This window comes from Actinoplanes awajinensis subsp. mycoplanecinus (assembly GCF_001509495.1).
Taxonomy (GTDB): domain Bacteria; phylum Actinomycetota; class Actinomycetes; order Mycobacteriales; family Micromonosporaceae; genus Actinoplanes; species Actinoplanes palleronii.
This window is the reverse complement of record NZ_LLZH01000298.1, coordinates 1-26,225: the sequence shown is the minus strand read 5'-3', so window position 1 is coordinate 26,225 and position 26,225 is coordinate 1. Positions and strand designations below refer to the sequence as shown.

The 26,225-nt window shown below is 73.4% G+C and carries 24 protein-coding genes; 12 read left to right on the top strand and 12 right to left on the bottom strand.

Translation table 11 applies throughout. From position 1 onward, the window contains the following. Positions 1 to 13 precede the first annotated feature (13 nt). Together ADL15_RS35180 and ADL15_RS35175 are read right to left on the bottom strand one after the other, a co-directional pair. Positions 14 to 301 (bottom strand): ArsR/SmtB family transcription factor, encoded by a 288-nt coding sequence (locus tag ADL15_RS35180; protein ID WP_067700333.1) that lies wholly within the window; start codon positions 299 to 301, stop codon positions 14 to 16. A gap of 418 nt (positions 302 to 719) precedes the next feature. Further along, positions 720 to 1,838 (bottom strand): FAD-dependent oxidoreductase, encoded by a 1,119-nt coding sequence (locus ADL15_RS35175; RefSeq protein ID WP_067700330.1) that lies wholly within the window; start codon positions 1,836 to 1,838, stop codon positions 720 to 722. Positions 1,839 to 1,921: 83 nt separating this feature from the next. Between ADL15_RS35175 and ADL15_RS35170 the strand changes: the two genes are divergently transcribed. Genes ADL15_RS35170 through ADL15_RS35160 form a run of 3 tightly spaced genes read left to right on the top strand, consistent with a single transcriptional unit; the run spans position 1,922 to position 3,924 of the window. Continuing rightward, the gene (locus tag ADL15_RS35170; protein ID WP_067700327.1) at positions 1,922 to 2,560 is read left to right on the top strand and encodes a TetR/AcrR family transcriptional regulator; all 639 of its coding nucleotides are present in this window, start codon (positions 1,922 to 1,924) and stop codon (positions 2,558 to 2,560) included. Then, complete coding sequence (locus tag ADL15_RS35165) at positions 2,557 to 3,117, top strand: GNAT family N-acetyltransferase (protein ID WP_067700325.1); 561 nt, start codon at positions 2,557 to 2,559, stop codon at positions 3,115 to 3,117. The genes ADL15_RS35170 and ADL15_RS35165 overlap by 4 nt, the downstream gene beginning before the upstream one ends. A 27-nt stretch (positions 3,118 to 3,144) precedes the next feature. Further along, a complete protein-coding gene (locus ADL15_RS35160) occupies positions 3,145 to 3,924 on the top strand; it encodes a DinB family protein (protein ID WP_067700322.1) in 780 nt (259 codons plus the stop codon). Positions 3,925 to 3,930: 6 nt separating this feature from the next. On the opposite strand, the gene ADL15_RS35155 is transcribed toward ADL15_RS35160, so the two are convergent. After that, positions 3,931 to 4,971, bottom strand: coding sequence for an isopenicillin N synthase family dioxygenase (locus ADL15_RS35155; protein WP_067700319.1), 1,041 nt, complete (start codon positions 4,969 to 4,971; stop codon positions 3,931 to 3,933). Between the two features lie 122 nt (positions 4,972 to 5,093). On the opposite strand from ADL15_RS35155, the gene ADL15_RS35150 reads away from it, so the two are divergent. From ADL15_RS35150 to ADL15_RS35130, 5 genes are all read left to right on the top strand, one after another. Next, positions 5,094 to 6,197 (top strand): sensor histidine kinase, encoded by a 1,104-nt coding sequence (locus ADL15_RS35150; protein WP_083972185.1) that lies wholly within the window; start codon positions 5,094 to 5,096, stop codon positions 6,195 to 6,197. A 56-nt stretch (positions 6,198 to 6,253) separates the two neighbouring features. Beyond that, on the top strand, positions 6,254 to 8,710 hold the full coding sequence (locus ADL15_RS35145; protein ID WP_067700313.1) for a helix-turn-helix transcriptional regulator: 2,457 nt from the start codon (positions 6,254 to 6,256) through the stop codon (positions 8,708 to 8,710). Positions 8,711 to 8,807: 97 nt separating this feature from the next. Continuing rightward, a complete protein-coding gene (locus tag ADL15_RS35140) occupies positions 8,808 to 9,545 on the top strand; it encodes a hypothetical protein (protein WP_067700310.1) in 738 nt (245 codons plus the stop codon). A 76-nt stretch (positions 9,546 to 9,621) separates the two neighbouring features. After that, positions 9,622 to 11,421, top strand: coding sequence for a dynamin family protein (locus ADL15_RS35135; RefSeq protein ID WP_067700307.1), 1,800 nt, complete (start codon positions 9,622 to 9,624; stop codon positions 11,419 to 11,421). Then, positions 11,418 to 12,914: a dynamin family protein gene (locus ADL15_RS35130; protein WP_067700304.1), complete on the top strand. Its 1,497-nt coding sequence runs from the start codon at positions 11,418 to 11,420 to the stop codon at positions 12,912 to 12,914. The genes ADL15_RS35135 and ADL15_RS35130 overlap by 4 nt, the downstream gene beginning before the upstream one ends. A gap of 5 nt (positions 12,915 to 12,919) precedes the next feature. Here the strand turns inward: ADL15_RS35130 and ADL15_RS35125 are convergent, their stop codons facing one another. After that, entirely contained in the window at positions 12,920 to 13,417 is a 498-nt protein-coding gene (locus tag ADL15_RS35125) for a hypothetical protein (RefSeq protein WP_067700301.1), read from the bottom strand. 53 nt (positions 13,418 to 13,470) lie between these two features. Between ADL15_RS35125 and ADL15_RS54615 the strand changes: the two genes are divergently transcribed. Beyond that, a complete protein-coding gene (locus ADL15_RS54615) occupies positions 13,471 to 15,759 on the top strand; it encodes an Hsp70 family protein (protein ID WP_198171147.1) in 2,289 nt (762 codons plus the stop codon). Here ADL15_RS54615 and ADL15_RS35115 read toward each other — a convergent pair. Beyond that, positions 15,746 to 17,179, bottom strand: coding sequence for an MFS transporter (locus ADL15_RS35115; protein WP_067700298.1), 1,434 nt, complete (start codon positions 17,177 to 17,179; stop codon positions 15,746 to 15,748). The two genes, ADL15_RS54615 and ADL15_RS35115, sit on opposite strands and share 14 nt — an antisense overlap. Before the next feature lie 85 nt (positions 17,180 to 17,264). On the opposite strand from ADL15_RS35115, the gene ADL15_RS35110 reads away from it, so the two are divergent. Beyond that, positions 17,265 to 17,870, top strand: a complete 606-nt coding sequence (locus ADL15_RS35110; RefSeq protein WP_067700295.1) for a TetR/AcrR family transcriptional regulator — start codon at positions 17,265 to 17,267, stop codon at positions 17,868 to 17,870. A gap of 288 nt (positions 17,871 to 18,158) precedes the next feature. On the opposite strand, the gene ADL15_RS35105 is transcribed toward ADL15_RS35110, so the two are convergent. From ADL15_RS35105 to ADL15_RS35075, 7 genes are read right to left on the bottom strand one after another with little or no spacing between them, the layout of a single operon-like run. After that, positions 18,159 to 19,163 (bottom strand): sensor histidine kinase, encoded by a 1,005-nt coding sequence (locus ADL15_RS35105; protein ID WP_067700293.1) that lies wholly within the window; start codon positions 19,161 to 19,163, stop codon positions 18,159 to 18,161. Next, a complete protein-coding gene (locus ADL15_RS35100) occupies positions 19,156 to 19,851 on the bottom strand; it encodes a response regulator transcription factor (protein WP_067700439.1) in 696 nt (231 codons plus the stop codon). The genes ADL15_RS35105 and ADL15_RS35100 overlap by 8 nt, the downstream gene beginning before the upstream one ends. Before the next feature lie 9 nt (positions 19,852 to 19,860). Further along, the gene (locus ADL15_RS35095) at positions 19,861 to 20,277 is read right to left on the bottom strand and encodes a hypothetical protein (protein ID WP_157441802.1); all 417 of its coding nucleotides are present in this window, start codon (positions 20,275 to 20,277) and stop codon (positions 19,861 to 19,863) included. Continuing rightward, on the bottom strand, positions 20,274 to 21,506 hold the full coding sequence (locus tag ADL15_RS35090; RefSeq protein WP_083972181.1) for a molybdopterin-dependent oxidoreductase: 1,233 nt from the start codon (positions 21,504 to 21,506) through the stop codon (positions 20,274 to 20,276). Before ADL15_RS35090 ends, ADL15_RS35095 begins: the two co-directional genes overlap by 4 nt. Then, a complete protein-coding gene (locus ADL15_RS53430; RefSeq protein WP_067700433.1) occupies positions 21,479 to 22,174 on the bottom strand; it encodes a methyltransferase domain-containing protein in 696 nt (231 codons plus the stop codon). The genes ADL15_RS35090 and ADL15_RS53430 overlap by 28 nt, the downstream gene beginning before the upstream one ends. Further along, positions 22,171 to 22,806 carry a TIGR04282 family arsenosugar biosynthesis glycosyltransferase gene (locus ADL15_RS35080; protein WP_067700287.1) on the bottom strand — a complete coding sequence of 212 codons (636 nt, stop codon included), beginning with the start codon at positions 22,804 to 22,806 and terminating at the stop codon, positions 22,171 to 22,173. Before ADL15_RS35080 ends, ADL15_RS53430 begins: the two co-directional genes overlap by 4 nt. Next, positions 22,803 to 23,462, bottom strand: coding sequence for a glycosyltransferase family 2 protein (locus tag ADL15_RS35075; protein WP_067700284.1), 660 nt, complete (start codon positions 23,460 to 23,462; stop codon positions 22,803 to 22,805). The genes ADL15_RS35080 and ADL15_RS35075 overlap by 4 nt, the downstream gene beginning before the upstream one ends. 132 nt (positions 23,463 to 23,594) lie before the next feature. Between ADL15_RS35075 and ADL15_RS35070 the strand changes: the two genes are divergently transcribed. Both ADL15_RS35070 and ADL15_RS35065 read left to right on the top strand, forming a co-directional pair. Continuing rightward, positions 23,595 to 24,632 carry an NAD-dependent epimerase/dehydratase family protein gene (locus ADL15_RS35070; RefSeq protein WP_067700280.1) on the top strand — a complete coding sequence of 346 codons (1,038 nt, stop codon included), beginning with the start codon at positions 23,595 to 23,597 and terminating at the stop codon, positions 24,630 to 24,632. 71 nt (positions 24,633 to 24,703) lie between these two features. After that, complete coding sequence (locus ADL15_RS35065; protein WP_067700430.1) at positions 24,704 to 26,038, top strand: hypothetical protein; 1,335 nt, start codon at positions 24,704 to 24,706, stop codon at positions 26,036 to 26,038. The last annotated feature ends 187 nt before the right edge of the window (positions 26,039 to 26,225 follow it).

The following is a 26,225-nucleotide window of genomic DNA, read 5'->3' as shown; positions in this document are numbered from 1 at the left end:
CCGCCTTCCAGGGTCACAGATCGTGGTGCACGCGTGCGGCGAAGGCGCGGATGCGCTCCTCGTCCCGGCGGTAGTAGGTCCACTGACCGCGCCGGGTCGCCTGCAGGAAACCGGCGCGTTGCAGGGTCGCCAGATGCGCCGAGACGGTCGAGGCCGAGCAGCCGACCCGGCGCTGGATCAGGCCGACGCAGACCCCGTCGGCACCGTCCCCGATCCCGGGGAAGTGGGTGGCGGGATCCTTCAGCCACTCCAGGATCGCCAGGCGCGTCTCGTTCGAGAGCGCCTTGCACTCCTCCAGCATCTCGGCACACCATCCTTCGGCATTTCGCTTATTGCCGAAATTACGTCACCCAGCGTGCCACCCGCCACCCACCATGACGCGGCTCACCGGCCGCGGGCCCGGCTAAGCAACGGCCCGCTCCTGCCGTTCAGACGGAGAAGAACGCCGGGAATTCCGACGGAACGCACCGAAAGTGCACACACAGCAGCTCATACCCCGCAGCGTGGGGACCTTCGGCGCGCTCCGCACCACAACTTCACACGCAACCGCTCGCAGGCCGCAGCGTGGGGACTTTCGGCGCGCTCCGCACCACAACTTCACACACAACCGCTCGCAGGCCGCAGCGTGGGGACTTTCGGCGCGCTCCGCACCACAACTTCACACGCAACCGCGGGCAGGCCGCAATGTGGGGAGTTTTGGTGCGGTCCGCACCGAAAGTTCACACGCGATCGCTGGGTGACGGGAACATCTGGGTGAGCATATGGACGGAGTTGTCGACGGTGGTGAAGCCGCGCGGGAGCATGACCCGCTCGTAGGCGGTGACCGCTTCCAGCAGGGACCGGGTGCCACGCGCCGCGGCGAGCAGCTCGGCGGAGAGCGTCGCGGCGTCCTGCAGGGCGGTGTTCGCGCCGACGCCGCCGGCCGGGGGCATGGTGTGCACCGCGTCGCCGAGCAGGGTCACCGGACCCGAGGGCCAGGCCGGGACCCGCTGCGCCGCCCGGATCGTGACGGGGAAGAAAGAGCTTTCCTCGGCGTACGAGAAGAGGGTTTTGATCGTGGGGTGCCAGTCGGCGGTGGACTCGAGTGCGATCTGGCGCAGGTCCGGGCGCCCGGGGCCGAGGAGCGCCGGCGGGCCGACCAGCACGGTCATCAGGTAGCCGGCCGGGCGGTGGCGGAAACGGACCGGGGCGAAGCCGGCGCCGAGACCGTTGTCGCCGGCGACCCAGCAGAAGCCGCGGTGGAAGTCGGCGGGGATCAGCGGTTCGGTGACCTCGGTGATCGGCATGCGCCCGTAGAGGCACCGCAGCCCCAGGTCACGGGTGCCCGCCTGCGGCAGCAACTGCCGGCGGACGGCGGAGCCGACCCCGTCCGCCCCGACCAGCAGGTCACCCTCGTCGCCGCCCCCGCCGGCGAACCCGACCCGCACCCGGCCGGTGCCGGTGGTCTCGTAGCCGGTGACCGTGCGACCGAAGACGACCACGTCGTCGAGCCCGGTGAGCAGGCCCTGGCGGAACGTGTCCCGGTCCACGTTGGAGATCAGGTCGGGGCCGAGGCCGGGGAACTCCTGGGCGCTGACCCGCTCCAGCCGCTGGGTGAACGCAGCGACCAGGTCACCGTTGACGCCGCTGGTGTCCCGCACCAGGTCGAGCACCGGCGGCGGCAGGCAGGCCCGCAGCGCGGTGTTGCCGTCCTGGTCGATGTGCAGGCGATAGCCCTGGTCACGGGTCTGCGGGGTGGGGTCGCGCTCGTAGACGGCGACGTCGAGGCCGCCGTGGCGGAGGGCTTGGGCGAGCGCCAGGCCACCGAGGCCCGCGCCGCTGATCAGGATTCGTGTCATGAGCCGACGGTATCAATCGCCCGCACGACTTTGTCAATCAGATGATTAATTGACTGTCTCAAGCGGGTGTATATGATCGCGGCGTGCCAGCGCGCAGATCACCCGAGCCGCACGAGCGGCAGCGCGACCCCGAGCGCACCCGACAGCGCATCCTCGAGGCGGCCGTCGCCGAGTTCGGCGAGCACGGGTACGCCGGCGCCCGCACCCGGGCGATCGCCGAGCGGGCCGGGGTCAACCAGCAGCTGGTGTCGTACTACTTCGGCGGCAAGGAAGGCCTCTACCGGGCGATGTCCCAGCAGTGGGAGCAGCGCCGCGAGGAGCTGGCCCCGCCCGGCACGCCGCTGCCCGACCAGCTGCGCAACTTCGCCCTGGAAGCGCTGCGCAGCCCGGCCGGTGTGCGGATGTTCGCGTGGAGCGGCCTGCAGTGGACCGGGCCGGACGACGACCCCGACCGCGCCGAGCGCAGCCGGATGCTCGGCGGCGGTGTCGACCAACTGCGCGCGCTGCAGGCCGCCGGGCGGCTGCCGGCCGAGGTCGATCCGGCCTGCCTGCAGGTGATGCTGATGGCCGCGTGCATGGCGACCACCACGCTGCCACACGTGATCGAGGGCCTGACCGGCGCCGACCCCCGGTCCCCCGCGTTCGTCGCACACTTCGCCGACCAGGTGGCCGTGCTGGCCCGGCTGATCGGCCTGGACTCCCCGGAGCCGCAAACCTCATGACCAAAATCGGCCACCTGCCCGGCGGCGTCCTGCTGCGGCTGCTCACCGCCGCCGACGTGCCCGCGCTGCACGACGCGCTGGTCCGCAACCGCGACCATCTGGCGCCGTACGATCCGCCCCGGCCGCCGTCGTTCTGGACCCTCGAGGGGCAGCGGGAACGGGTCGACGGCCTGCTCCAGCAGCAGCGCGACGGCCGGTTCTACTCCTTCGTGATGGAGCGCGACGCGACGATCGTCGGCTTCTCCACCCTGCACAACATCACCTACGGGCCGATGTGCGGCGCGATCCTCGGCTACTGGGTCGGCGCGGCCGAGACCGGCAAGGGTCTGGCCGGCGCGGCCGTCGCGGCGATCTGCGAATTCGCCGACCAGTCCCTCGACCTGCACCGGATCGAGGCGAGCACCAACATCACCAACGTGGCGTCGCAGCGGGTGCTGCTCAGGAACGGCTTCGAGCACTTCGGCACCGCCCGCGCCTACCTGCACATCAACGGCGTCTGGCAGGACAGCGTGATGTACCAGCGCATCCTGAACGACCGGCCGCCCGGCCGCCCCTGACCCGGCCGGATGCGGCAGGCTGGGCCGATGACCGACGATGCGCCCACCGACGATCGCCGCGGCCCGCGCGTGGCCGGTCTGGACCTGCGCGCCGCCGACATCCGCGATGTGGACCTCTCCGGCGCCCGGTTGCGGGCGCTCACCCTGAACGGCGCACGGATCAGCGGCGCCGAGATGTTCCAGGTCGAGATCACCGGCGAGATCGACGGCCTGGTGATCAACGGCGTCGACGTGGCGCCGCTGGTCGAGGCCGAGCTGGACCGCCGGGATCCGGAGCGCGCCGCGATGCGGCCCACCGACCCCGGCGGTCACCGCGCGGCCTGGGAGATCATGGATCGGCTCTGGGTCGGGACGGTCGCCCGCGCCCGGCTGCTGGACCCGGCGCTGCTGCACGAACGCGTCGACGGCGAATGGTCGTTCATCGAGACCCTGCGGCACCTGGTGTTCGCCCACGACGCCTGGATCGGCCGGGTGATCCTCGGCGACCCGTACCCGTGGCACCCACTCGGCCTGCCCTTCGACCAGCTGCCGAGCACGCCCGGCATCACGAGCGACCCGGCGGCGCGGCCCGGCCTGGACGAGATGCTCGTGCTGCGCCGCGACCGCCGCGCCCTGGTCCAGCGGGTCCTCGACACGCTCACCGACGAGCGGCTCGACGCCACCACCGCGCCGGTAACCGAGCCCGGCTGGCCGGAACCGATCGGTTACCCGCTGCGCGACGTGCTGCGGTGGCTGCTCAACGAGGAGTGGGAGCACCGCCGTTACGCCGAACGCGACCTGACCGTGCTGGCGAGCCGCGGCAGCTGAGCCCGGCTACCGGGCGGCGTGGACGCGGGCCGCCTCGCGGACCGCGGTGGTGTTCTTCAGCCCGGCCCGGGAGCCGTTGAGCTTGGCGAGGATGTGCTCCTTGACCGTCACCGGGTCGTAGAGCGGCTCCTCGCCGACCGGGACGAACTGCGGCAGGGTGCGGATCGTGGCGTCGGCGTTGCCGTCGTGGAAGAACGCGACCGAGCGACGCCGCTCGATGGTGCCGTCCACCACCGGCGGCTTGACCCGGTGCAACGTCGACATCCACACGTCGTTGGTCAGGCGGGCGGTGATGTCGCCCAGGTTGACCAGCAGGGCGCCGTCGGCGGGCTGCACGTCGTGCCACGTGTTGTCGGCGCCGAGGATCTGCAGGCCGGCGACCTGGTCGGCCCAGAGCACCGTGACGATGCCGAAGTCGGTGTGCTCACCCATCCCGGTCAGGTCGGCGCCGAGCTCGATCTCGCCCGGCGGCAGCGCGTAGTTGTTCATCCGCAGCACGTCGAGGGAGTGGTCGGTGAACGTGTCGAACCAGCCGGGTTCGACACCGAGGGCCGCGGCGAAGATGCGGGTCAGGGTGTGCGCGACGCGGCGGGCGTGCGCGAAATAGGACTCCGCCCGCGTACGGAAATCGAGGTTTTCCGCAGGCCAGGTATTCGCGGCGTAATCGTCGGCCGCGACCACCGCATGGGGGTAATCGGCGGCGGAGGCGCCGACGTTGAACGCCTCGAAGAAGTCGTTCATGCGGGTGACCGGGTCGACGCCGAGGCTGTAGCTCAGCGACTCGCTCTTCGGCGGGCTGTACCCGCGGTTCTCGGCGGCCGGGCGCAGGTAGCGCTTCTTCACGTCGAGCGGCCGGGTGAAGAAGTCGTCGACCGCGGCGGCGAGCCCGTCGGTGACCGACGCGGGCACGCCGTGGCCGACGATCTGGATGAAGCCGACGGTGCGGCAGGCGTGGTCGAGGTCCCGGGCGACCCGCGATCTCTCCTCCGGGCTGCCGTCACCGGCCCAGGAGCTGATGTCCACCGTCGGGACCAGGAACTCTGTCATGCCGACGAGTCTGCCCGCCGATTGTTACCCGGACATGGCGGACCGGGGTACCGCGGTTGCGGTAGGCGCGAGCACCGCCACGGGTGGACGACCGGGAACGATCATTTTGCGACACTGGACGGGTGCTGATCCGGTCCGTGACGCGAAGCCGGCCGATCTGGCTGCCACCACTACTGGTGATCATGGTGATGATGGCGGCGGTGTCCTACGTCGGCGGCCACGTCAGCCGGAGACCCGGTGGCCTCGGGCTGATCCTGGTCCTCACCGGCGCCATCGCCCTGCTGTTCCGGCTGCGCCACCCGGTGCCGGTGACGGTGGTGACCGTCCTGACCGGCGCCGCGCTGCCGCTCACCGCGCCCCACCTGGTCCTGGTCGACGTGGCCACGATCGTCGCGCTCTACACGCTGGCGACCGTGCGGGAACGCCGGGTGGCCCGGACCGCCGGGGTGTTCGCGGCGGTGGCGCTGACCGCCGCGATCATCCCGTGGCAGCGGGGCGGCCTGCTCGACCTGGCCAACCTGGTGCCGGCCAACTACGTGGCCCTCGCGGTGGCGGCCGGCGAGGCCACCCGGAACCGGCGCGCGCTGCTCGCCGAGGTGCGGGTCAGCGCGGTGCGCGAGGAACGCGTCCGGATCGCCCGGGACCTGCACGACGTCGTGGCCCATCACATCGCGCTGGTCAACGCGCAGGCCGGGGTGGCGCACCACCTGATGGCGGCGCACCCGGACCGGGCCCGGGAGGCGCTCGCCGGGATCCGCGACACCAGCCGCACCGCGCTCGACGAACTGCGGGCCACGGTCGGGCTGCTGCGCCAGGAGGGCGATCCGCCGCAGGGTCTGCGGCCGGCGCCGGCCTTCGCCGCTCTCGACGATCTGATCGAGGGCTTCCGCAAGGCGGATTTCACCGTACGACTGAGCCGCACCGGTGTCCCGGCCCCGCTGGCCGGAGCCGCCGACCTGGCGGCGTACCGGATCGTCCAGGAGTCGCTGACCAACGCGAACAAGCACGGCATCGGCCGGCGAGCCGACGTCACGCTGGAGTACACCGCGGCCGGACTGCGGATCACCGTGACCAACCCGGCGCATCCCGCGCGCCGGGGTGCCGGCACCGGGCACGGCCTGATCGGCATGCGGGAACGGGCCGAGGCGGCCGGCGGCACCCTCGCGGCCGGGATGGACGCCGGCGTGCACACCGTCCGCGCCGACCTTCCCCTGCTCCCCCGTTAGAGACGGTTGCTGGACTGTTGCTTGGCCGGGGCGGCCGGGCCGACGAGGATGACGCCATGCCCGCGACCATCGTGGTGGGAGTCGACGGATCCGGCCGTACGCACCGGCTGGCCGAGATCGCCGCGGCCTTCCCGGGGCCGGTCCTGGAACTTCCCGGGTGGACCGAGCCTGCCCAGGCCTGGGCCGATCGGCTCGCCGCCGCCACCACCGGGACGCTGATCGTCGTCGACGACGCGCATCGGCTCCCCGGCGCCGTCCTGCGTGAGCTGGCCGCGGCCGCCCGGCGTGGCGTGCCGATGCTGGTGGCCCGCCGGCCCACCATCGACCGGCCCGAGCTCGCCGAGCTGGACGAGGCGCTCGCCGGCGGCGGCACGGTGGTGCTCGAACCGCTCGACCTCGCCGCCGTGGCCCGGCTGACCGGCCGGCTCACCGGGCGGCGGGTCACCGCGTCGGAGGCCGCGCGGGTGCACGCCGCCTCCGACGGCCGCCCGGCGATCGTCGCCGCGCTGGCCGGCGCCGGGCACGGCACGACGCCGGCGCTGGTGGCGCGCGTGCAGCGGCACCTCGCCCGGCGCCCGCCCGCGGTGACCGCGCTGGCCCGGGTGCTGGCGCTGCGGCATGGCGTTCCGGAGCCTCCTGAGGGTGTTCCCGGCTCCCCCGGGCGCGGTGACTCCCGGGAACTGCCGGACGCGACGCTGGCCGCCGCGGCCGGCATCGCGCTGCCCGACCTGGCCGCCCTGATGCGGGACCTGCGCGACAGCGGCTGGTTCGCCGGCACCGGCGAGACCCTGGTCCCGGCGATCGCCGCGGCGATCCGGCAGGAGGCGTCCCCGGCCGAGCGCCGCCGGGTGCACGACGCGGTCGCCTCCGCGCTGATGGCCACCGGGACGTCCGCGGTGCCGGCCGCCGAGCACCTGCGGGCCGCTCAGGCGCGCGGCGGCGCGGCCGCCGTGATCTACCAGCGGGCCGGTGAGCAACTGCGCTTCAGCCGCCCTGCGGACGCGCTGGCCTGGTTCGACGACGCGGCGGCCTGCGGTGTGCCGCTGCCCGGGCTGGCCGCCGGCCGGGCCGAGGCGGCCGCCCTGCTGGGACACCCGCACTCGCCCGACGTGCCGCCGGGCGCCGACCCGGAGGGCCGGCTGACGCTGGTGGCCGGCGCGGTGGCCGCCCACGACGGGCGGGCCGGGCGGGCCGCGGAGACCCTGCTGGCCGCGACCGCGCCGGGGCCGGTGCTGGCAGTGCCGGCCCTGATGGTGGTGGGCCGGCTCGACCCGGCGCGAACCGCGGCCCGCACCCAGGCACCGGCCAGCCTGCTGCGCCTGGCCGAGGCCGCGCTGGCCACCGGCCGCCCGGCCCGCGCGCTGCCGCTGCTGATCGAGGCGGCCGAGGCGGTCGAACGGGCCGAGCCCGCGGTGGTGCTGCCGGACACCCCGCACGCGCTCGGCGCCCTGGTCGCGGTGACCGCGGGCGACCAGGCCACCGCGGAGGCCCTGCTCCGGCGGGCGCTGGCCAGCACGGTGGGCGGTCCGGTGGCCGCGCAACGGCACCGGCTGCTGCTGGCCTGGGTCCGGTTGCGCGCCGGCCGCTACGACACCGCCGCCGAGGAGCTGGAGCGGCCGGCCGGCGCCCCGTTGCCGGGCCGGGAGGCGCTGCTGTGGGCGGCGCTCGGCGCCGGGCTGGCCCGCCGGCGCGGCGACCTGGCCCGGATGCGGCAGAGCTGGACCGGGGCCGAGCCGATCCTGGCCCGCGGCGCGGTCGACCTGCTGCAGATCGAGGCGGTCGAGGAGCTGGTGGTCACCGCGGCCCGGCTGCGCGGGCACCGGCGGATCGAACCGGTGCTCGGCCGCCTGGAGCAGATCGTGGCCGACCTGGGCGCCCCGCCGGCCTGGCTGGTCAGCGCCCACTGGATCCGCCTGCAGGTGGCGGTGGCCCTGGAGGAACCGGCGGTGGCCGAACAGGGCGCGGCTGCCCTGCGCGCGGTGGCCCGGGAGGCCGGAGCCGAGCTGGGCGACCGCCAGCAGGCGCAGTGCGCGGCCGCCGGGATGTGGGCGGCGGTGCTGCGCGACGAGGTCGACGCGCCGGCCGTGCTGGCCGCCGCGGAACGGCTGGCCGAGGTGGAGCTGCCCTGGGAGGGGTCCCGGCTGGCCGGGCAGGCGGCGCTGCGGGTGAGAGATCCGGCGGTGGCTCGCTGGTTGCTGGAGCGCGCCCGGGGCCTGGTCTTCGTGAAAGAAGGCGTGGCGCCGGTCGAGCCCCGGCCTACCGGCGGAGTGCTGTCCGATCGGGAACAGGCCGTGGCCCGGCTGGTGCTGGCCGGGCGGACCCACCGCGAGATCGGCGCGCAGCTCTACATCTCGGCGAAGACGGTGGAGCACCACGTGGCCCGGATCCGGACCAAGCTCGGCGCCACCAGCAGGGCGGAGTTGGTGACAGCTCTACACGAGACGCTGGGCGAGACGCAACCAGCGATTCGCGTATCAACCACGGGCGGGCGATCCCCTAACCCGGGGGCATGAGAAGGGGGATCGCCCCGATGACCGGACCCGGTCCCGCTCGACAAGCTGTATGCATGCCCGTCGACACCGGGTGACAGCACGAGAGGAAGGAACGGACATGACGATCGACGTCTCAGGTGCTATCAAGGACCTCATCTCGGACATCTTCACCGACCGTGAGGTCGCTCAGGAGTACGCCTCCGACCCGTCCGGCGTTCTGGCGGCCCGCGGGCTGACCGACGCGGATCTCTCCGAGGTGGACGTTCCGGAGGCCGCCGCCTCGGTCGCCGCGCAGCACGGGCAGAAGGACCCGTACGCGGCCGGCCCGGACTACGACGCGACCCCCGTGACCCCGCCGACCTACGACGGCGAGCAGGGCGTTGGCGAGATCATCCAGCACCTGAACTACGTCACCTACGTGACCTACTCCGACGACCGGGACATCACCCAGAACATCGACATCGACGCCTCCACCGACAACTCGGTGGACAACTCGGTGGACGTGGCGGTGGACGGCGACGTGGACGGTTACCTCGACGTCGACAGTGCCCCGACGACCGTGGGGCGCGACGTGAACGTCGAGCAGCACAAGTACGACGACAACTACGGCGGCGGCGCCAAGCCGGACCACGAGCAGCCCTACGACTACGACGCGGACTACCCGAAGCCTGCCGACTACGTCCCGCACCAGCCGACCGGGGACGCACCGACCTACGACACGCCCGACCAGCCCTACCAGCAGCCCGGCTACCCGGAGCACGCGGAGCCGCCGGCCTACCCGGGCCACGACGACGAGCCGGGGCACGAGCACCACGCCGGTGACCACTCCGAGGACGGTTCGGTCGGGGTCTCCTGACCCGTCCGCCCGTTGTCCCAGGTGCCCGCCACCGCTCACCCGGTGGCGGGCCACACCTAGTCCGCTGGGGGAACTCATGACCACCGCACCGACCGTGACGGCCACCGCGCCCGGTGAGCTGCTGACGCTGGGCCTGCGCGCCTGTACCGCGTACGGGCGTGCGGACCTGACCCGGCGGCTGACCGCCGCACAGCGCGCACTCGACGACCCGAGCATCCACGTGGTGGTCGCCGGCGAGTTCAAACAGGGCAAGAGCTCGCTGGTCAACGCGCTGGTCGGGGCGACCGTCTGCCCGGTGGACGACGACGTCGCCACGGCCACGCCGACCTACGTGCGGCACGGCGAGAAGCACCGCGCCGCGCTGATCATCAACGACGACCCGCCCCGCCGCGAGGACGTGCCGGTCGACCAGGTGCGCCGGCACATCACCGAGCACCGCGACACCGGCGACGAGGCCGGTACGGCGGTCGGCGTGGAGATCCGGCTCCCCCGCAAGATCCTGGAGCGGGGCATGGTGCTGGTGGACACCCCGGGCGTGGGCGGGCTCGGCTCCACACACGCCGCGGCGAGCCTGGCCGCGATCTCGATGGCCGACGCGGTGATCTTCGTGACCAGCGCGGCACAGGAGCTGACCGAGAGCGAGGTGCGGTTCCTGCGCCGGGCGCGCGCCGCGTGCGACACGGTGATCTGCCTGATCAGCAAGACCGACTTCTACCCGGCGTGGCGGCGCATCCGCGACCTGAACGAGGCGCACCTGCGCCGGGCCGGGCTGGCGCTGCCGGTGCTGACCGCCTCGTCGGTGCTGCGGATGCACGCGGTCAAGGCCGGCGCCCGCGACCTCAACGTCGAATCGGGCTTCGCCGACGTGGTCGGGTTCGTCTCCGGGCGGGTCGGCGGCGGCGCCGAACAGCGGCTCGCCGAACACGTCCGCGACGAGGTCCTCGCGGTCTGCGACCAGCTGGTCGCCACGTTCACCGCCGAGCGCGCGGCCCTGCTCGACCCGGCCGCCGGGCAGCGGATCGTGGCCGAGCTCGGCGAGACCAAGCAGCGCGTCGAAGCGCTCAAGACCTCGATGGCCCGGTGGCAGCAGACCCTGAGCGACGGGATCGCCGACCTCACCTCGGATGTGGACCACGACCTGCGCGCGCGGATGCGCGAGGTCACCCGGGAGGCCGACGACAGCATCGACGAGAGCGACCCGGCCGACACCTGGCCGGAGATGCAGACCTGGCTGCGCGCCCGGATCGCGCACGAGCTGGTCGCCAACTACGAGCTGCTCCGGGTCCGCGCCGGTGAGATCGGCGAGAGCGTCGGTGAGCACTTCCGGGCCGCGTCCGACGGCTTGCTGGGCGCGATCGGCGTGCACAGCCCGGAACCGGTGCTGGACCGGACCACCCTCGACCACAAGGTAGATCTGGAGAAGATGAAGCTGCGCAAGCAGGCGATGGTCGCGTTGAAGAGCGCGTACGGCGGCACCCTGATGTTCACCATGCTCGCCTCGATGGCCGGGATCGTGCTCGGCCCGATCGGCCTGGGCATCGGGCTGGTGATGGGCCGCAAGGGCCTGCGCGAGGAGAAGAAACGTGAGGAGAAGGCCCGCCAGCAGCAGGCCCGCAACGCGATGCGCCGGTACTGCGACGAGGTCACGTTCGTGGTCGGCAAGGACTCGCGCGACACGCTGCGCCAGATCCACCGGCGGCTGCGGGACCACTACACCGGGCTGGCCGAGGAACTGGGCCGGTCGAACGCCGCCGCTCTCGCCGGCGCCGAGGAGGCCGCCCGGCGCAGCCGTACCGACCGGGAGGCCCGGGTGCGTGACCTGGACGCCGAGCTGAAACGGCTGGCCACCCTGCAGAGCCGGGCGCGGCCGTCATGACCGCCAACGGCGCGCGCACCGCGGGGCTGCTCGACCGCACCCGGGTGGTGCTCGAGGAGGCCCTGTTCGCCTACCGCGGCGGCCCGTACGAGAGCCGGCTGCGCACCGTCCGCGAGCGGCTGGACGCCCCGCTGCGGGTGGCCATCGCCGGCCGGGTCAAGGCGGGCAAGTCCACGCTGCTCAACGCGCTGATCGGGGAACGGCTGGCGCCCACCGACGCGGGTGAGTGCACCCGCATCGTGACCTGGTATCAGGACGGGCACTCGTACCGGGTGACGCTGCGTCCCCGCGAGGGCGCACCCCGGCAGGCCCGGTTCACCCGGGAGGACAACGCCCTGGAGATCGACCTGGGCGGACTGTCCCACGAGGAGGTCGCCGAGCTGGAGGTCCAGTGGCCGTCGCAGACGCTGCGGACGGCCACGCTCGTCGACACCCCCGGGGTCGGCTCGCTGCGGGCCGAGATCTCCCGGCGGACCTGGGAACTGCTCGCGCCGGACGACGAGGACACCCCGGCCGACGCGGTGATCTACCTGATGCGGCACGCGCACCGCGACGACCTGAACTTCCTGCGCGCCTTCCACGACCGTCAGGTGGCGGCACCCAACCCGGTCAACGCGATCGGGGTGCTCTCCCGCGCCGACGAGATCGGCGGCGGACGCCTGGACACCCTCGCCTCCGCCACCAGGATCGCTGCCCGGATGGCGGGCGACATCAACGTACGCCGGCTGGTGCAGACCGTGGTGCCGATCGCCGGGCTGCTCGCCGAGACCGCGGTGACGCTGACCGAGGCCGAGGTGGCGCACCTGCGCCGGGTCGCCGACCTGCCGGTGAAGACCGCCGACGACCTGCTGCTCTCCGCCGACCGGTTCCGCGAACGACTGCCGGAGCTGGGTCTCACCTCGATCGAGCGCGACGCGCTGTTGGATCGCTTCGGGCTTTTCGGCGTACGGCTGGGAGCCACGTTGTTGCGCCGCAAGGTGGCCGGCACCGCCACCGAGTTGTCCGAGCAGCTCACCGAGCGCAGCGGACTGCGGGCGTTGCAGCGCACCCTGGACTCGCTCTTCTTCGAGCGCCGCGAGATCCTCAAGAGCCGTTCGGCGCTGCTGGCGGTCGACTCGGTGATCCGCGCCGCCCCGGGCCCGGCCACCCCGCGCGTCGCCGGGCTGGTCGAGGAGATCATCGCCTCCGCGCACCCGTTCAACGAGCTGCGCGTGCTGGCGTCGCTGCGGGCCGGCTGGGTCACCGGGAAACCGGCCGTGGTGGCCGAGCTGGAACGGGTGATCGGCGGCGAGGGCACCGCCGCGCACCTGCGCCTGCAACTGCCGGCCGAGGCCGGTGAGGCCGAGCTGATGGCCGCCGCGGCCGAGTCGCTCGCCCGGTGGCAGCGGCGGGCGGAGAACCCGTTGACCCGCTACGAGCTCTCGATCGCAGCGCGGGTGGCGATCCGTTCCTGCGAGGGTGTGCTGGCCGAGCTGCACCGGGGGCGGTCATGAGCCGGTCAGTCGAAGAGGTCTTCCGGGTCGGCGTCGACGTCGGTGTCGGCATCGGCATCGTCGGTTTCCGGCGCCTCGAGCCAGATCGGCGCGTGGACCCCGAAGTCGTCCAGTTCGGCGGGCGCCCAGTCTTCCGCGTCGGACACGTCGTGGTCCGTTGCGGTCACCGCCTCGTGATCCGCGTGATCCGCGTGATCCGCTCCCGCTCCGAAGTCGAGACCGAAGTCATCCGTCGGGGCGGTGGCCAGCAGGTCCACCCACGACACGAACGCTTCGCCGCCGGGGCCGGGGATCGGGCTGTGCGCCATCACGTACGCCGAAAGGTGTTCGGCGATCTCGGGCCGAGCGGTCTCGGCGAAACCGCTCACCGCCTGCGCCACCAGCTCCTCGGGCAGGTCGGGATGGCCGGACCGGGCCAGCAACGCGGCCGGATCCGCGCCCGTGTGCTCACCGGCTCCGGCCAGCTCACCGAAGATCTCCCGCAGCGACCTGACCGCAACCATCGTTCCACCCTACGACCCACGTCGCGACCTCGACCGAATCCGGAGTACTCGGGATGTATGCACTCGGCATCGATCTAGGAACCACCTACACCGCTGCGGCGGTCTGGCGCGCCGACCACGCCGAGATCGCCTCGCTGGGCAGCCGTTCGGCCGCCATTCCCACGGTCGTGCTGCTGCGCGCCGACGAGACGTTCCTGACCGGCGAGAGCGCCAGCCGTCGCGGGCTGAGCGAACCGCACCGGGTCGCCCGCGAGTTCAAACGGCGCCTGGGCGACCCCACCCCGATCCTGCTCGGCGGGGTGCCGCACTCCGCCGAGTCGCTGATGGCCCGGGTGCTGCGGGCCGTGGTCGACGAGGTGTCGGCGCGGGAGGGCAGCGGACCGGCCGCGATCTGCGTCTCGCACCCGGCGAACTGGGGACCGTACAAGACCGACCTGATGCAGCAGGTGATCCGGTTGGCCGGCATCGAGCAGAAGGTGCAGCTGACCACCGAGCCGCAGGCCGCGGCGGTCTTCTACGCCCAGCAGCAGCGGCTGGAACCGGGCGCCACGGTCGCCGTCTACGACCTCGGCGGCGGCACGTTCGACGCGGCCGTGCTGCGCAAGACCCCGGACGGCTTCGAGCTGATCGGGCAGCCGGAGGGGATCGAGCGCCTCGGTGGCATCGACTTCGACGCCGCGATCTTCGCGCACGTGGCCGGGGCGCTCGGCGGGGCGCTGGACGACCTCGACGAGGACGACCCCGCGGTGATCGCCGCGGTCGCCCGCCTGCGGGAGGAGTGCGTGCAGGCCAAGGAGGCGCTGTCGGCCGACACCGACGCGACGATCCCGGTGCTGCTGCCGAACCTCAGCACCGAGGTACGGCTGACCCGCTCCGAGCTGGAGTCGATGGTCCGGCCGGTGCTGCACGGGTCGATCGAGGCGTTGCGCCGGGCGATCCGGTCGGCCGGCACCGAACCGGCCGAGCTGCACTCGGTGCTGCTGGTGGGCGGGTCGTCGCGGATCCCGCTGATCGCGCAGATGGTCGGGTCGGAGCTGGGACGGCCGGTGGCGGTGGACGCTCATCCGAAGCATGCGGTGGCACTCGGTGCGGCGTGGCAGGCCGGGACCGCGATCACCAAGGCGGCCGGGGCGTCGGCGCTGCCGCCCGCGGTGGATCCGTGGGCGACCGGGGCGGCTGCCGCGGTGGGCGCGGCCGCGGGCGCGGGGGTGCCGCCGCAATCCGTCCCGACGCAGTCCGTCCCGACGCAGTCCATTCCGCAACAGGCCACTCCCCCGCAGACCAGTCCCGCGCAGGCCGGGGCGGCGCAAAGCGGCCCGGCGCAGGCCAGGGCGGCGCAAAGCGGCCCGGCGCAGGCCGGTTCCTCGCCGACCGCGCCGTTGCAGACCGGAACCCCACAGGCCGGAGCCCCGCAGGCCGGGCCAGGCGTTGCCGGGGCGCGGGCGTCGGCGCGGGTCGAGCCGACCGTCATCCTCCCGCCGACCTCCGGCACCGCGACCCGGCCGGTCTCCGGCGCACCCGCTGCCGGCGGACCGGGCACGCCCCGAGCCGGCGGCAGCGGCAGCGGCAGCGCGACCGTCGGCGCGGCGACTGCCGGCGCGGCCACGGTCGGTGCGGCCACTGTCGGCGCGGCCACTGTCGGCGCGGCCCGCAGCACCGGCCGCCCGGCCGGACCGCCGCCGAAACCGCCGACCGCACCCGGCAAAAACGGCAACGGCGGCGGCGGTAGAAAAGCCCGCGGCCCGATCCTGGTAGCCGCCGCGGTCGCCGTAGTCCTGGCCGGCGTCACCGGCACCGCCTGGGCCATGGGCGCCTTCGACAGCAAGGACAGCCCCAGCACCCCCGCCGCCGCCGGCCTCCAGCACACCCAGCAGCACAACTCCTCGCCCGGCACCACGAACGGCACCACGAACGGCGCCGCGACCAGCCCGGCCACCACCGCGGTACCCGCCGACGAGGCGTGCACCGACCAGATGAAGCAGAGCACCCGCTGGGTCTGCCTCACCCGGGCCACCATCCGGGACGGCAAGTTCACCCTCTGGTACGACGCGGAGTGGAACGGCGTCCCCGCCGACACCGAGAAGGGCTTCCACCTGCACATCTACGGCGGCGACGGGCAGCACCCGGACGAGTCGACGATGGGCAGCCAGGCGACCGCGCACGGCAAGTACTACTACGAGGACAAGGAGCCCTCGATCCGGCGGGTCACCGACTCGGACTACGAAGCGGTCGGCAACGCCACCAAGGTCTGCGCCCGGATCGCCAAGACCGGTCACGGGATGGTCCGCGCGGCCGACGGCAGCTACCACACCGGTAACTGCATCCCGATCAAGCGCGAGTGACCGCCAGCTCGGCCGGTGCCGCCGCGGCGGGAACCTTGGCGGCCCGGTCGATGAAGAGCAGCACGAGCAGGCCACCGATCGCGAAGACGGCCGCGCCCAGGGCGTAGCTGAGTTCGTACGCCTGCTCGGTCGGCAGTGACACCGCGCCCACCTGGCGCGTCTGCGCGGCCAGAATCGTGATCACCAGCGCGCTGCCGATCGTGCCGCCGACGGTCCGCATGATCGAGTTCACCGAGTTGGCGATCCCGGTCTCGGCCGGCTGCACGTGGCTGACCAGCAGGGCCGGCATCGCCGCGTACGCCATCGCGATCGCACAGCTGGCCACCACGAACGCGGCGATCGTCTCACCCCGGTTGTCGTGCAGCAGCGCCAGCGACGCCATGCCCAGCGCGGCCAGCCCGCAGGCCAGCACGAGCACCACGCGCGGCCCGACCCGCCCGATCAGCGCACCGGCGAGCGGGCCCATCACCACGCTCGCCGCCGCGCCCGGCAGCAGGAAGATCAGGCTGGTCTCCAGCACCGTCGCGCTGAACCCGAACCCGGTGTACTCCCGCGGGCTCTGCACGAAATAGCTGGTGGCCAGCTGCAGCGCGAACATCGCGAAGCCGACCGCCATCGCGGCCAGGTTGGCGACCAGAATCGGACGGTGCCGCAGCATCTCCACCGAAACCAGCGGTGCCGCGGTCCGGCGCTGCAGGAAGTAGAACCCGACCAGGATGATCACCGCGGCGGCGAAGAGCACCAGCACCCGCGGCGAGGTCCAGCCCCAGCTGTGCCCCTGCGAGATCGGCAGCAGCAGGCTGACCAGCCCGGCGGAGAGCACGATCGCGCCCAGCACGTCGACCCGGCCACCGCCGCCAGCCCGCCGCGGCAGGGTCAGCGCGAGAGCCAGCGCGATCGCGCTCACCAGCGCGCACAGCCAGAAGATCCGCCGGTAGTCGGCGTCACCCTGGGTGAGCAGCCCGGAGGCGACGAGCGCGACACCGCCGCCGACACCGAGCGTCGAGGCGACCACGGCCATGTTGTGGGTGAGCTTGTGCGGCGGCAGTTCGTGGCGCAGAAGGCTCATACCCAGCGGGAACAGGCCGAAGCTGGTGCCCTGCAGCACCCGCGCGACGATCAGCCAGTGGATGTCGTGCACGGTCGCGGCGAGCAGGCTGCCGGCCAGGGTGGCGATCAGCGTGCCGATGAACACCGGCTTGATGCCGAGGACGTGGCCGAGCCGGCCGAGCAGCGGGGTGCAGGCGGACGCGGCGAGCAGCGTCGCGGTCGACACCCAGCCGACCGTGGTGGCGTCGGCGCCGAGCTGCTGGGCGATCTGCGGCAGCACCGGGACCGGAATGGATTGGATCAGCGAGAGCAGGAAGCTCGCGGCCGCGGCGGCAAGGAGCAGCAGCCGGGGGCGTACGGGTTGGTTCACGAGCGATAGACTAGGCCGCAAAGTCGACGCGGTGTCGAGAAATCTGGTCGACGCGTCGATGATCACAGCGAGGGACACTGGAACCATGAGTCAGGTAGCACCGTCGCGACGGCGGACCGGCCCCTCCAAGGGCGACCTCCGGGAGGCCGCGATCCTGCGGGTGGCGGGGCAGATGTTCGCCGACCGGTCGTACGATGCGGTCACCATCGACGATCTGGCGTCGGGCGCGGGCATCTCGCGCACGAGTTTCTACTTCTACTTCCCGACCAAACCCGCCGTGCTGACCGCGCTGATGGCCCAGGTCTGGGACGAGCTGGCCGCCTCGCACGTGTGGTTCGACAGTTCCGGCCCGGCCCCCGAGCTGCTCCGCACCCAGCTGGGCATCTCGGCCCGGCTCTGGCGGGCGAATTCCGGGCTGCTGTCCTGCGCCGCGACCGCGCTGCCCTCCTCCGACCAGCTGCGCGACTTCGTCACCCAGGCCAAGACCCGCTACGACGAGCGCGCCGCCGCCAAGATCCGCCGCGACCAGGCCGCCGGCACGGCCACCACCGCGATCCCCGCCGAACGCCTCGCCGAGATGATCGCCGCCATCCGCGACGCCGAATACGCCAAGCTCGCCCACAAGACCGACGCCGAGCTCGACGCCACGGTCAACGACCTGGTCACCGCGATCCAACGGCTGGTCTACTGACCGCTTTTTATACGGTACGAACAATCCAGCGCCCGCCCGTAGGCTACGAGCCGAGTCCCGCCCGTGAGGCCACCGCGACACCGCTGCCGCCCCAGACCGTCCCGCGCCCCACTGTTCCCCGGCTGGCTCCCGGGGGTGCCTCCGCCCCCTCAAGACACCCCTCACAACCAGCCGGGACCCGGCAGCAGCCCACGGTCCGAACCCCGGCTGGCTTCCAGGGGTGTGTCCGGGTGCTTGAGACACCCCTCAGGACCAGCCGGGGTCTCGCGCCGGCGCTGCAGCCGGGAGTCAGGCGGGGAGGCGGACCTCGAAGCGGCAGCCTCCGGTGATGTTGCCGGCCTGGACGCGGCCGCCGTGCGCTTCCACCAGGCCGCGGACGATCGCGAGGCCGAGACCGCCGCCGCCGGCGCCCTCCGGGGTGCGAGCGCGGGTGCCGCGGAACGCGACGTCGAACACCCGGGGCAGGTCCGCTTCCGGGATGCCGCCGCAGCTGTCCGAAACTGTCAACCACACCTCGCGCGCGTCGCGGCCGGCTTCGATCTGGATCGTGCCGTTCGCGGGGGTGTAGCGCACCGAGTTGGTCAGCAGGTTGCTGACGATCCGGTTGAGTTCGGCGGCGCCGCCGGTGACCATCGGCCAGCGCTCACCGGCGGCCACCACCCGGATGCCGCGGCCGACGGCGAGCGGGGTGACGGCGGCGACCGCGTCCGAGACGATGTCGGCCAGCGGCAGGTCGGTCGGGGTGAGGCGGAGCGCGCCGGCGTGGATCCGGGACAGTTCGAACAGGTCGTCGACCAGGCTGCTCATCCGGTCGGTCTCGGCGCCGATCCGCCGGTGGTACTCCGCGACGGTGCGCGGGTCGGCGACCACGCCGTCCTGCAGGGCCTCGGTCATCGCGCGCAGCCCGGCCAGCGGCGTGCGCAGGTCGTGCGACACCCAGGCGACCAGGTCACGGCGGCCGGCCTCCATCCGGCGTTCCTGCTCGCGGGCCTGCGCCGCCCAGACCGCGGCGGCCGCGAGCCGACGCCCGAAGACGGTGCCGACGCCGAGGCTGACCACCGCCGAGGCGGCCACCGTGACCAGCACTACCTGCAGGTCATGACCGGAAAGGAACATCAGTTGGGCGACCGTGCCGACCCCGGCCACGACCGCGGTCACGGTGATCGCCAGCAGCACGCAGACGTGCACGGTGATCGATCGGCCGCGCAGCAGCCGCAGCACGACCGCGCCTGCCAGGCCGACCACCGCGCCGGCGATCAGCGAGTACAGGCCGATCAGCATCAGGTCACGCACGGGCGGCCGGTTCGTACCGGTAGCCGACGCCCCACGCGGTGACCAGCCGGACCGGCGACGCCGGATCGTCCTCGATCTTCTCGCGCAGCCGCCGCACGTGCACGGTGACGGTGGACTGGTCGCCGAACTGCCAGCCCCACACCCGGTCCAGCAGGTCGGCGCGGGACCAGGCCCGCGCCGGGTTCCGCAGCAGGAACTCCAGCAGGTCGAACTCGCGCACGGTCAGCGCGAGCGGCCGGCCGGCGCGTTCCGCGGTACGCCGCCCGGTGTCCGCGACCAGGTCGCCGTCGCGGAGCAGTGCGGGGCGCGGTGACGCGGCCGGCGCGGTGCGGCGCAGCACCGAGCGGACCCGCAGGGTGAGTTCGCGCGGGCTGAACGGCTTGGTCACGTAGTCGTCCGCGCCGACCTCGAGGCCGAGCACCCGGTCGCTCTCCTCGCCGAGCGCGGTGAGCATGACGACCGGCAGGCCCGGCTGGTCGCGCTGCAGCCGGCGGCACACCTCGAGACCGTCCAGGCCGCCGAGCATCAGGTCGAGGACAACCAGATCCGGGCGTTCGGCGTCGACGGCGGCGAGCGCGGCGAGCCCGTCGGCGGCCAGCCGCACCCGGCAGCCGTCCTGCTCGAGGTAGCGCCGGACGACGTCGCTGACGGTCGGGTCGTCGTCCACTACCAGCACTCGGTGGGTCACCACGGCAGGCTACCCACGCGGCCGCCTCCGGCGCCCGTTCCGCCATCTTTCGATTCCCTTACGGCACAGGACGGCACTCACGGTTGTCGTCACCACGATCACAAGAAGACCGATGTCGTACGGGCGGGGAAGGATCGTCGGATTGTCGCCGTCGTGTCCCCGGCTGACCAGCAGCGGCAGGGCGACGACGGCGACGGCGGTGTTGACCACGGCGACGGCGCGGACGGTCGACCGCCAGCGGGGCGGAACCCGGCCGATCAGCGCGCCCGCGGCCAGGACGAGCGGCAGGAACACGCCGTCGTGCAGGGCCAGCACGGCCACCCCGAAGATCAGGACGCCGGGCAGGCTGACCTGGGTGTCGGTGGTCGCGCCTACCACGGCGTACACCATGAGCAGTAGACCGGAAGCGATCAGCGCACGTCTCACCGCAGGCTCCGGATCGTGACCCGGGTCAGCCATTTGGTCTGCATCACGCCGGGCCGGTTCGGGGCGATCAGCCGGGCCGGGTAGCCGTGGTCGACGGCCAGGGGTTCACCGCCGAGCCGCAGCGCGATCAGGGTCCGGTCGTCGGCCAGGTGCGGCCCGGCCACCGTCGATGTGCGATAGCGGCCAGCCGTCTGCAGCGACTCGACCTCCGCCTCGCCGCCGGTGAGGTCGGCCTCATCGGCACCGAGCAGGCCGGCGAGATCACGCAGCCGCACGCCGGACCAGGTGCCGACCGCGCTCCACCCCTCCACACAGGCGATCGGCAGCACCGTGGTGTGCTGCGGCAGTGCGGCGAGGTCGGCGAGGCTCAGCTCGACGGTACGGCCGAAGCCGGTGACGGTCAGCCGGTAGCCGGGGTCGAGCGCGGCGTCGCGGACACCGGCGGCGGCCGCGGTCCGGTTGACCGGAAGCCCCTGCGGTCCGGTGCCCGGCCTTCGCGGCGCCAGCGCGGAGATCGCGGCGAGCGGCCGGACCGTCTGTCCCAGCGTGGCCACGGTGATCACCCCGGCGGCCGCGCCGACCGTGAGCAGGAGCTGCCTGCGGTCGGCATCCGGCACCGGGGGCGCGCCGTGGCCCCTGGACAGCCGCACGCGCGGTGCCCTGGACCGCAGCGCCTCACGGACCACCGGGAGTTGCACGCCGACGTGCACCAGCAGCGCGCCGATGACCAGCCAGCCGGCCCAGTAGTGCGCGGTGGTGAAGAAGAACGGCATCGGCCGGTACTCGTGGGCGACGTTCAGCAGCCCGCTGACCAGCTGGAACAGCGCGGCGGCGACAAGCACCACGACCGACAGGCGTTCCGCGGCGTGCTTCAACGGCGGCCAGGTGAACAGCCGGGGATAGACCGACCAGAGTTTCGCGCCGAGCAGCGGGACGGTGGCGAGTCCGGTCGCCACGTGCAGGCCCTGGGTGAACCGGTACAGCCCGGCCGGCTCGGACGGCCACCAGAACCAGCGCGGTGGGTGCTGGACGAGGTGGCTGATCAGGCCGGTCAGGAAGCAGACCAGGAACGCGACGCCCAGCGCGATGCCGAGCTGGCTGGTGAGCCTGGTCGACCGCAGCGCCGAGGGGAACGCGTCCGGCCGGAACGGGCCGCGCCGCAGCCGGTCGGGTGGGGCGTTCAGCCAGGTGAGAGCGTGCTTCAGGCGGCCGTCAGGGTGGCGAACCATCGCCCCTCCTCGTTCCAGGCCGCCCGGATCCGCAGTCCCGCGGTCCGGGCGAGGGACTCCAGGTCGTCGGCGGCGACTCGTGCCCACCGCAGCGGAGCTCCCACCCCGTCGGTGCCGCTGCCGAGTGAGGCGGCGTGCAGGGTGGCCACGCCGGCCCAGCTGCCGGTGCCGGGCGGTTCCACCTCCGCGTGCACCTGGCCACGCCGGGCGATCAGCTCCCGGCAACGCCGGAGCAGGGCGACCGGGTCGCCGCCGATGCCGAGGTTGCCGTCGGCGAGCAGCAGGTGCTGCCAGCGGCCGTGCCCGGGCAGCGGCGCGAACACGTCCCGGCGCAGGGCCGATGCCCCACGGGCCCGGGCCATCCGGACGGCCACCGCGCTCACGTCGACGCCCAGCGCGGCCCGGCCCCGGAGCAGCAGCGCACCGGTGAGCCGGCCCGGCCCGCAGCCGACGTCGAGGGTGGCGCCGGAGCAGCGGTCCAGCAGCCCGGTGTCACCGGGACGGTGGTCCCGGCACCAGTCCACGGCGTCGACCCGGGTCTCCCGGCCGGTCGCGTCGCGCAGCACGAGTTGGCCGGCGGCGCCCGCGGCGGCACGGATCAGGGCCTGGTCGTAGAGGTCGAGGGCACCCAGTTCAGCGGGCGGGCAGACAAGTGCGGGCGCGGTCATGCGGGTGCTCCCCGCAATAGCCCGGTCACCGCTGCGGGGAAGCGCCCCCGCGCGGGACAGTCCGCCGCAACCATGATCGCGTCAGCGGCGGTGTCCACGTCTCGCAGACAGGCCAGCGCCGTCGGCCGGACACCCCGGGCACGCAGCGCGGCCAGGGTCCGTTCCCCGGTCACCGCCACCGACATCGGCACCCCGGGCAGCACGTCCGCGTCGGCCGGGTCGCTGAGCCCCAGCGCCCACCAGCCCCCGTCCTCGGCCGGCCCGAACACCGCACCGTCCCGCTCCAGCGCCTCCGCCGCCGCGGACAGCAACGCGCCGCTGACCTGCGGCGTGTCCATCCCGATCAGCAGCGCCGGCACCCCGGGCAGTGCCGTGTCCGCGAACGCGTGGGCGAGCCGCTCCCCCAGCCCGTCCCCTCGCTGCGGCACGCTCTCCCAGCCCGGCGGCGCCGGATAGTCCCCCTCGACGACCAGTACCCGCCGCACCGCCGGAGCCCCGGACGCCGCGTCGAGGGTGTCCGCGAGGGCGGCCGCCGCGATCGTCGCCGCCTGCTCCGGGGTGCACGGTGGGCAGAGCCGGGTCTTCACCCGTCCCGGCACCGGCGCTTTCGCCATCACCAGCAGCTGGATCATGCGGCCAGCACCGCTCGCATGTCGTGGATGGCGCGCAGCGTGCCGCGGACCGTGCCGGTGACCTTCGACTTGGTCCCGGCCGCCCGCGGGTGGTAGGTGACGTCCACCTCGTGCACCCGCCAGCCGGCCCGGGCCGCGCCGAGCAGCAGTTCGAGCGGGTACCCGAACCGGCGGTCGCGCAGGTCCAGGGCGAGCAGCGCGTCCTGCCGGGCGGCGCGCATCGGCGCGATGTCGTGCACCGGCAGGCCGGTGTCCGCGCGGATCCGCCGGGCCAGCACGGCGTTGCCCAGGCGCGCGTGCACCGGCCAGGCCCGCGCCGTGGTCGGGCGTCGGCGGCCACAGGCCAGGTCAGCTGTTCCGGAACGGACAAGGTCGGCCAGGGCCGGCAGCTCGGCCGGGTCGAACGAGCCGTCCGCGTCCATCACGCACACCACCCCGTCGGCCGGGTCCGCGGCGAGGACTCCGGCGTGCACGGCCGCGCCGTACCCCGGCTGTGTCACCTCGATGAGGCGGACGCCGAGCCGGCGGACGATCTCGAGCGAGCCGTCGGTGGATCCGTTGTCGGCCACGATCGGCCGATAGCCGGCCGGCATCCGGGCCAGCAGCCACGGCAGGGCGGCGGCCTCGTTCAGGCAGGGCAACACCACATCGGTCATGGGGAGGAAGTTAGCGCTGCTCAGGGCCGGTAAATCTTACGAACTGGGTACGTCCGCGACAGACCTTACGAACCGCTGACGGATCGGCGTGAGGCGCCGTCCGAGGGCGCCGGCGGCCCTACGGTCGCAGTCGTGACCCACATTCTCGTGACCGGCGGCGCCGGTTTCATCGGCTCGCACGTGACCTCCGCTCTGCTGGCCGCCGGCCACGACGTGTCCGTATTGGACTGCGCCCATCCGGCCGCGCACCGCGAACCGCCGGAGGTTCCGGACGGCGTTCCGCTGCACCGGGCCGATGTCCGGGACCGGGCCGCTGTCCGCGACGCGCTCCGCGGCGTCGATGCGGTGGTCCATCAGGCGGCGTTGGTCGGGCTCGGCGCCAGTCCGGAAGATCTTCCTGAGTACGTCGGTTGCAACGACCTGGGCACCGCCGTGCTGCTCGCGGCGATGTCCGAGGCCGGGATCGGGCGGCTGGTGCTGGCCAGCTCGATGGTGGTCTACGGCGAGGGATCGTACGAGTGCGACCGGCACGGCCCGGTGCGGCCGGCACCGCGAGCGGCAGGCGACCTGGACGCGGGCCGTTTCGAGCCGTCCTGCCCGGACTGCGGCGCCGCACTGGCCGCCGGGCTGGTGACCGAGAACGCCCCGATGGATCCGCGCAGTGTCTACGCGGCCACCAAGGTCGCGCAGGAGCATCTGGCCGCGGTCTGGGCGCGGGAGCGCGGTGCCGCGGTCGCCGCACTGCGCTATCACAATGTGTACGGTCCGGGGATGCCCCGTGACACTCCGTACAGCGGGGTGGCGGCAATCTTCCGATCCTCCCTGGAGGGCGGCCGGGCACCGCAGGTGTATGAGGACGGTGGCCAACGCCGGGACTTCGTGCACGTCAGCGACGTGGCAGCGGCGAATGTGGCGGCACTTTCGGTGGGGGCGGGGTACCGGGCCTACAACGTCGCGTCCGGCCGGCCGACCACGATCGGTGAGATGGCCGGGTTGCTCGCGGACGCGTTCGGCGGGCCGGGGCCGGTGGTGACCGGGCGCTTCCGGCTCGGCGATGTGCGGCACGTGGTGGCGTCACCGGCGCGGGCCGGCGCGGAGCTGGGTTTCGTAGCGGCGACGGCACCGGCCGAGGGGCTGCGGGAGTTCGCGTGCGCGCCGCTGCGTGGCTGAGCGGCAGAGGGCGACGCTCACTGTCAGCAGGCCGGCCGCCCTCCGGCGAGCGACTGCTTCACGAAGGGCCGCTGCCGGCTGGCGGTTGGCTGTCACGGCGGGGGCCTTCGGCGCGGGGGGACCGCTGGGCTCTCGCGGTCGCGTTGGGACTGGTCGCGACGTCAGTGCTGGTCGGGGCCGCGCTCGGCTGGGCCGGCCGGCCCGTGCACGCGCCGGCCGCGCCACTCTTCGGGCACGTGCTGCCACATCTCGGCGTCGGCACCCCGCTGGCGATCGCTATCGGTCTCGCGGTGATCCGTTGGGGGCCGGCCATCGCGGAGCGCCTCGCGTGGCGGCCGCTGCTGGCCGTCGCGTGGCTCTCCGCAACGGCGTGGACGCTCGCGCTCGCCCTGGTGGACGGCTGGCAGCGCGGGGTGGCCGGTCGCCTCACCACACAGTTCGAATACCTGAGCGAGGTACCCGGCGTCACCGACATCCCCGCGATGCTCCGCGGATTCGCCGGCCGGATCCTCGCCGACAGCCCCGACCCGTGGACCACACACGTGGCCGGCCACCCACCCGGCGCCCTGCTCGTCTTCGTCGGCCTCGACCGCATCGGATTACCCGGCGGCGGGTGGGCGGCGACGTTCTGCGTCCTGGTCGGCTGCTCCGCGGTCACGACGGTCGCGATCACGCTGCGTGCGCTCGGCGACGAGCCCGCGGCCCGGGTCGCCCTGCCGTTCCTGGTGCTCTTCCCCGGCGCCGTCTGGGTCGGGGTCTCCGCCGACGGCCTGTTCATGGGCGTCGCCGCGGCCGCGCTCGCGCTGCTCGCCACCGGCCTGACCCGCCCCTCCCGGTTAGCGGTCACTCTCGGTGGTCTTTTCCTCGCGCTCTGCGCCTATCTTTCGTACGGTCTGGTGCTCCTGATCCTCCCCGCCGCAGCCGTCCTCGCAATACGAGCGCGCCGGATCGGGCTGCTGGTCTGGGCCGGGCTCGGCGCGGGACTCGTGGTGGCCGCGATGACCGGGCTCGGGTTCGACTGGTGGCAGGGCTATCACCTGGTCAAACAACGCTACTACCAGGGTTTGGCGAGCCAGCGCCCCTACGCGTACTGGATCTGGGCCAACCTCGCCGCCCTCACCCTGAGTGCCGGCCCCGCCGCCGCAGCCACCCTGCGTCACGCCGCCGCACGAGTCTTGACCTCCCGCACCCCGGCGGTCCTGCTCTGCCTCGGCGCAGCCGCCGCGATCATCGCTGCCGACCTGTCCGGCCTGAGCAAGGCCGAGGTGGAGCGCATCTGGCTCCCGTTCGCCATCTGGCTCCCCGCCGCCGCGTCCCTGCTGCCGGCCACCGACCGCCGCGGCTGGCTGTCCTTGCAGGCCACCACCGCCCTCCTGATCAACCACCTGGTCCTCACCAGCTGGTGACCCGGCCCCCACGGCTCACCCCGCAACCAACCAGCCCACGCCCTTGACGACCGCAACCGACCAGCCCGCCCCCATGGCGACCGCAACCGACCAGCCCACGCCCGTGACGACCACAACCGACCAGCCCGCCCCCATGGCGACCGCAACCGACCAGCCCACGCCCATGGCGACCGCAACCGACCAGCCC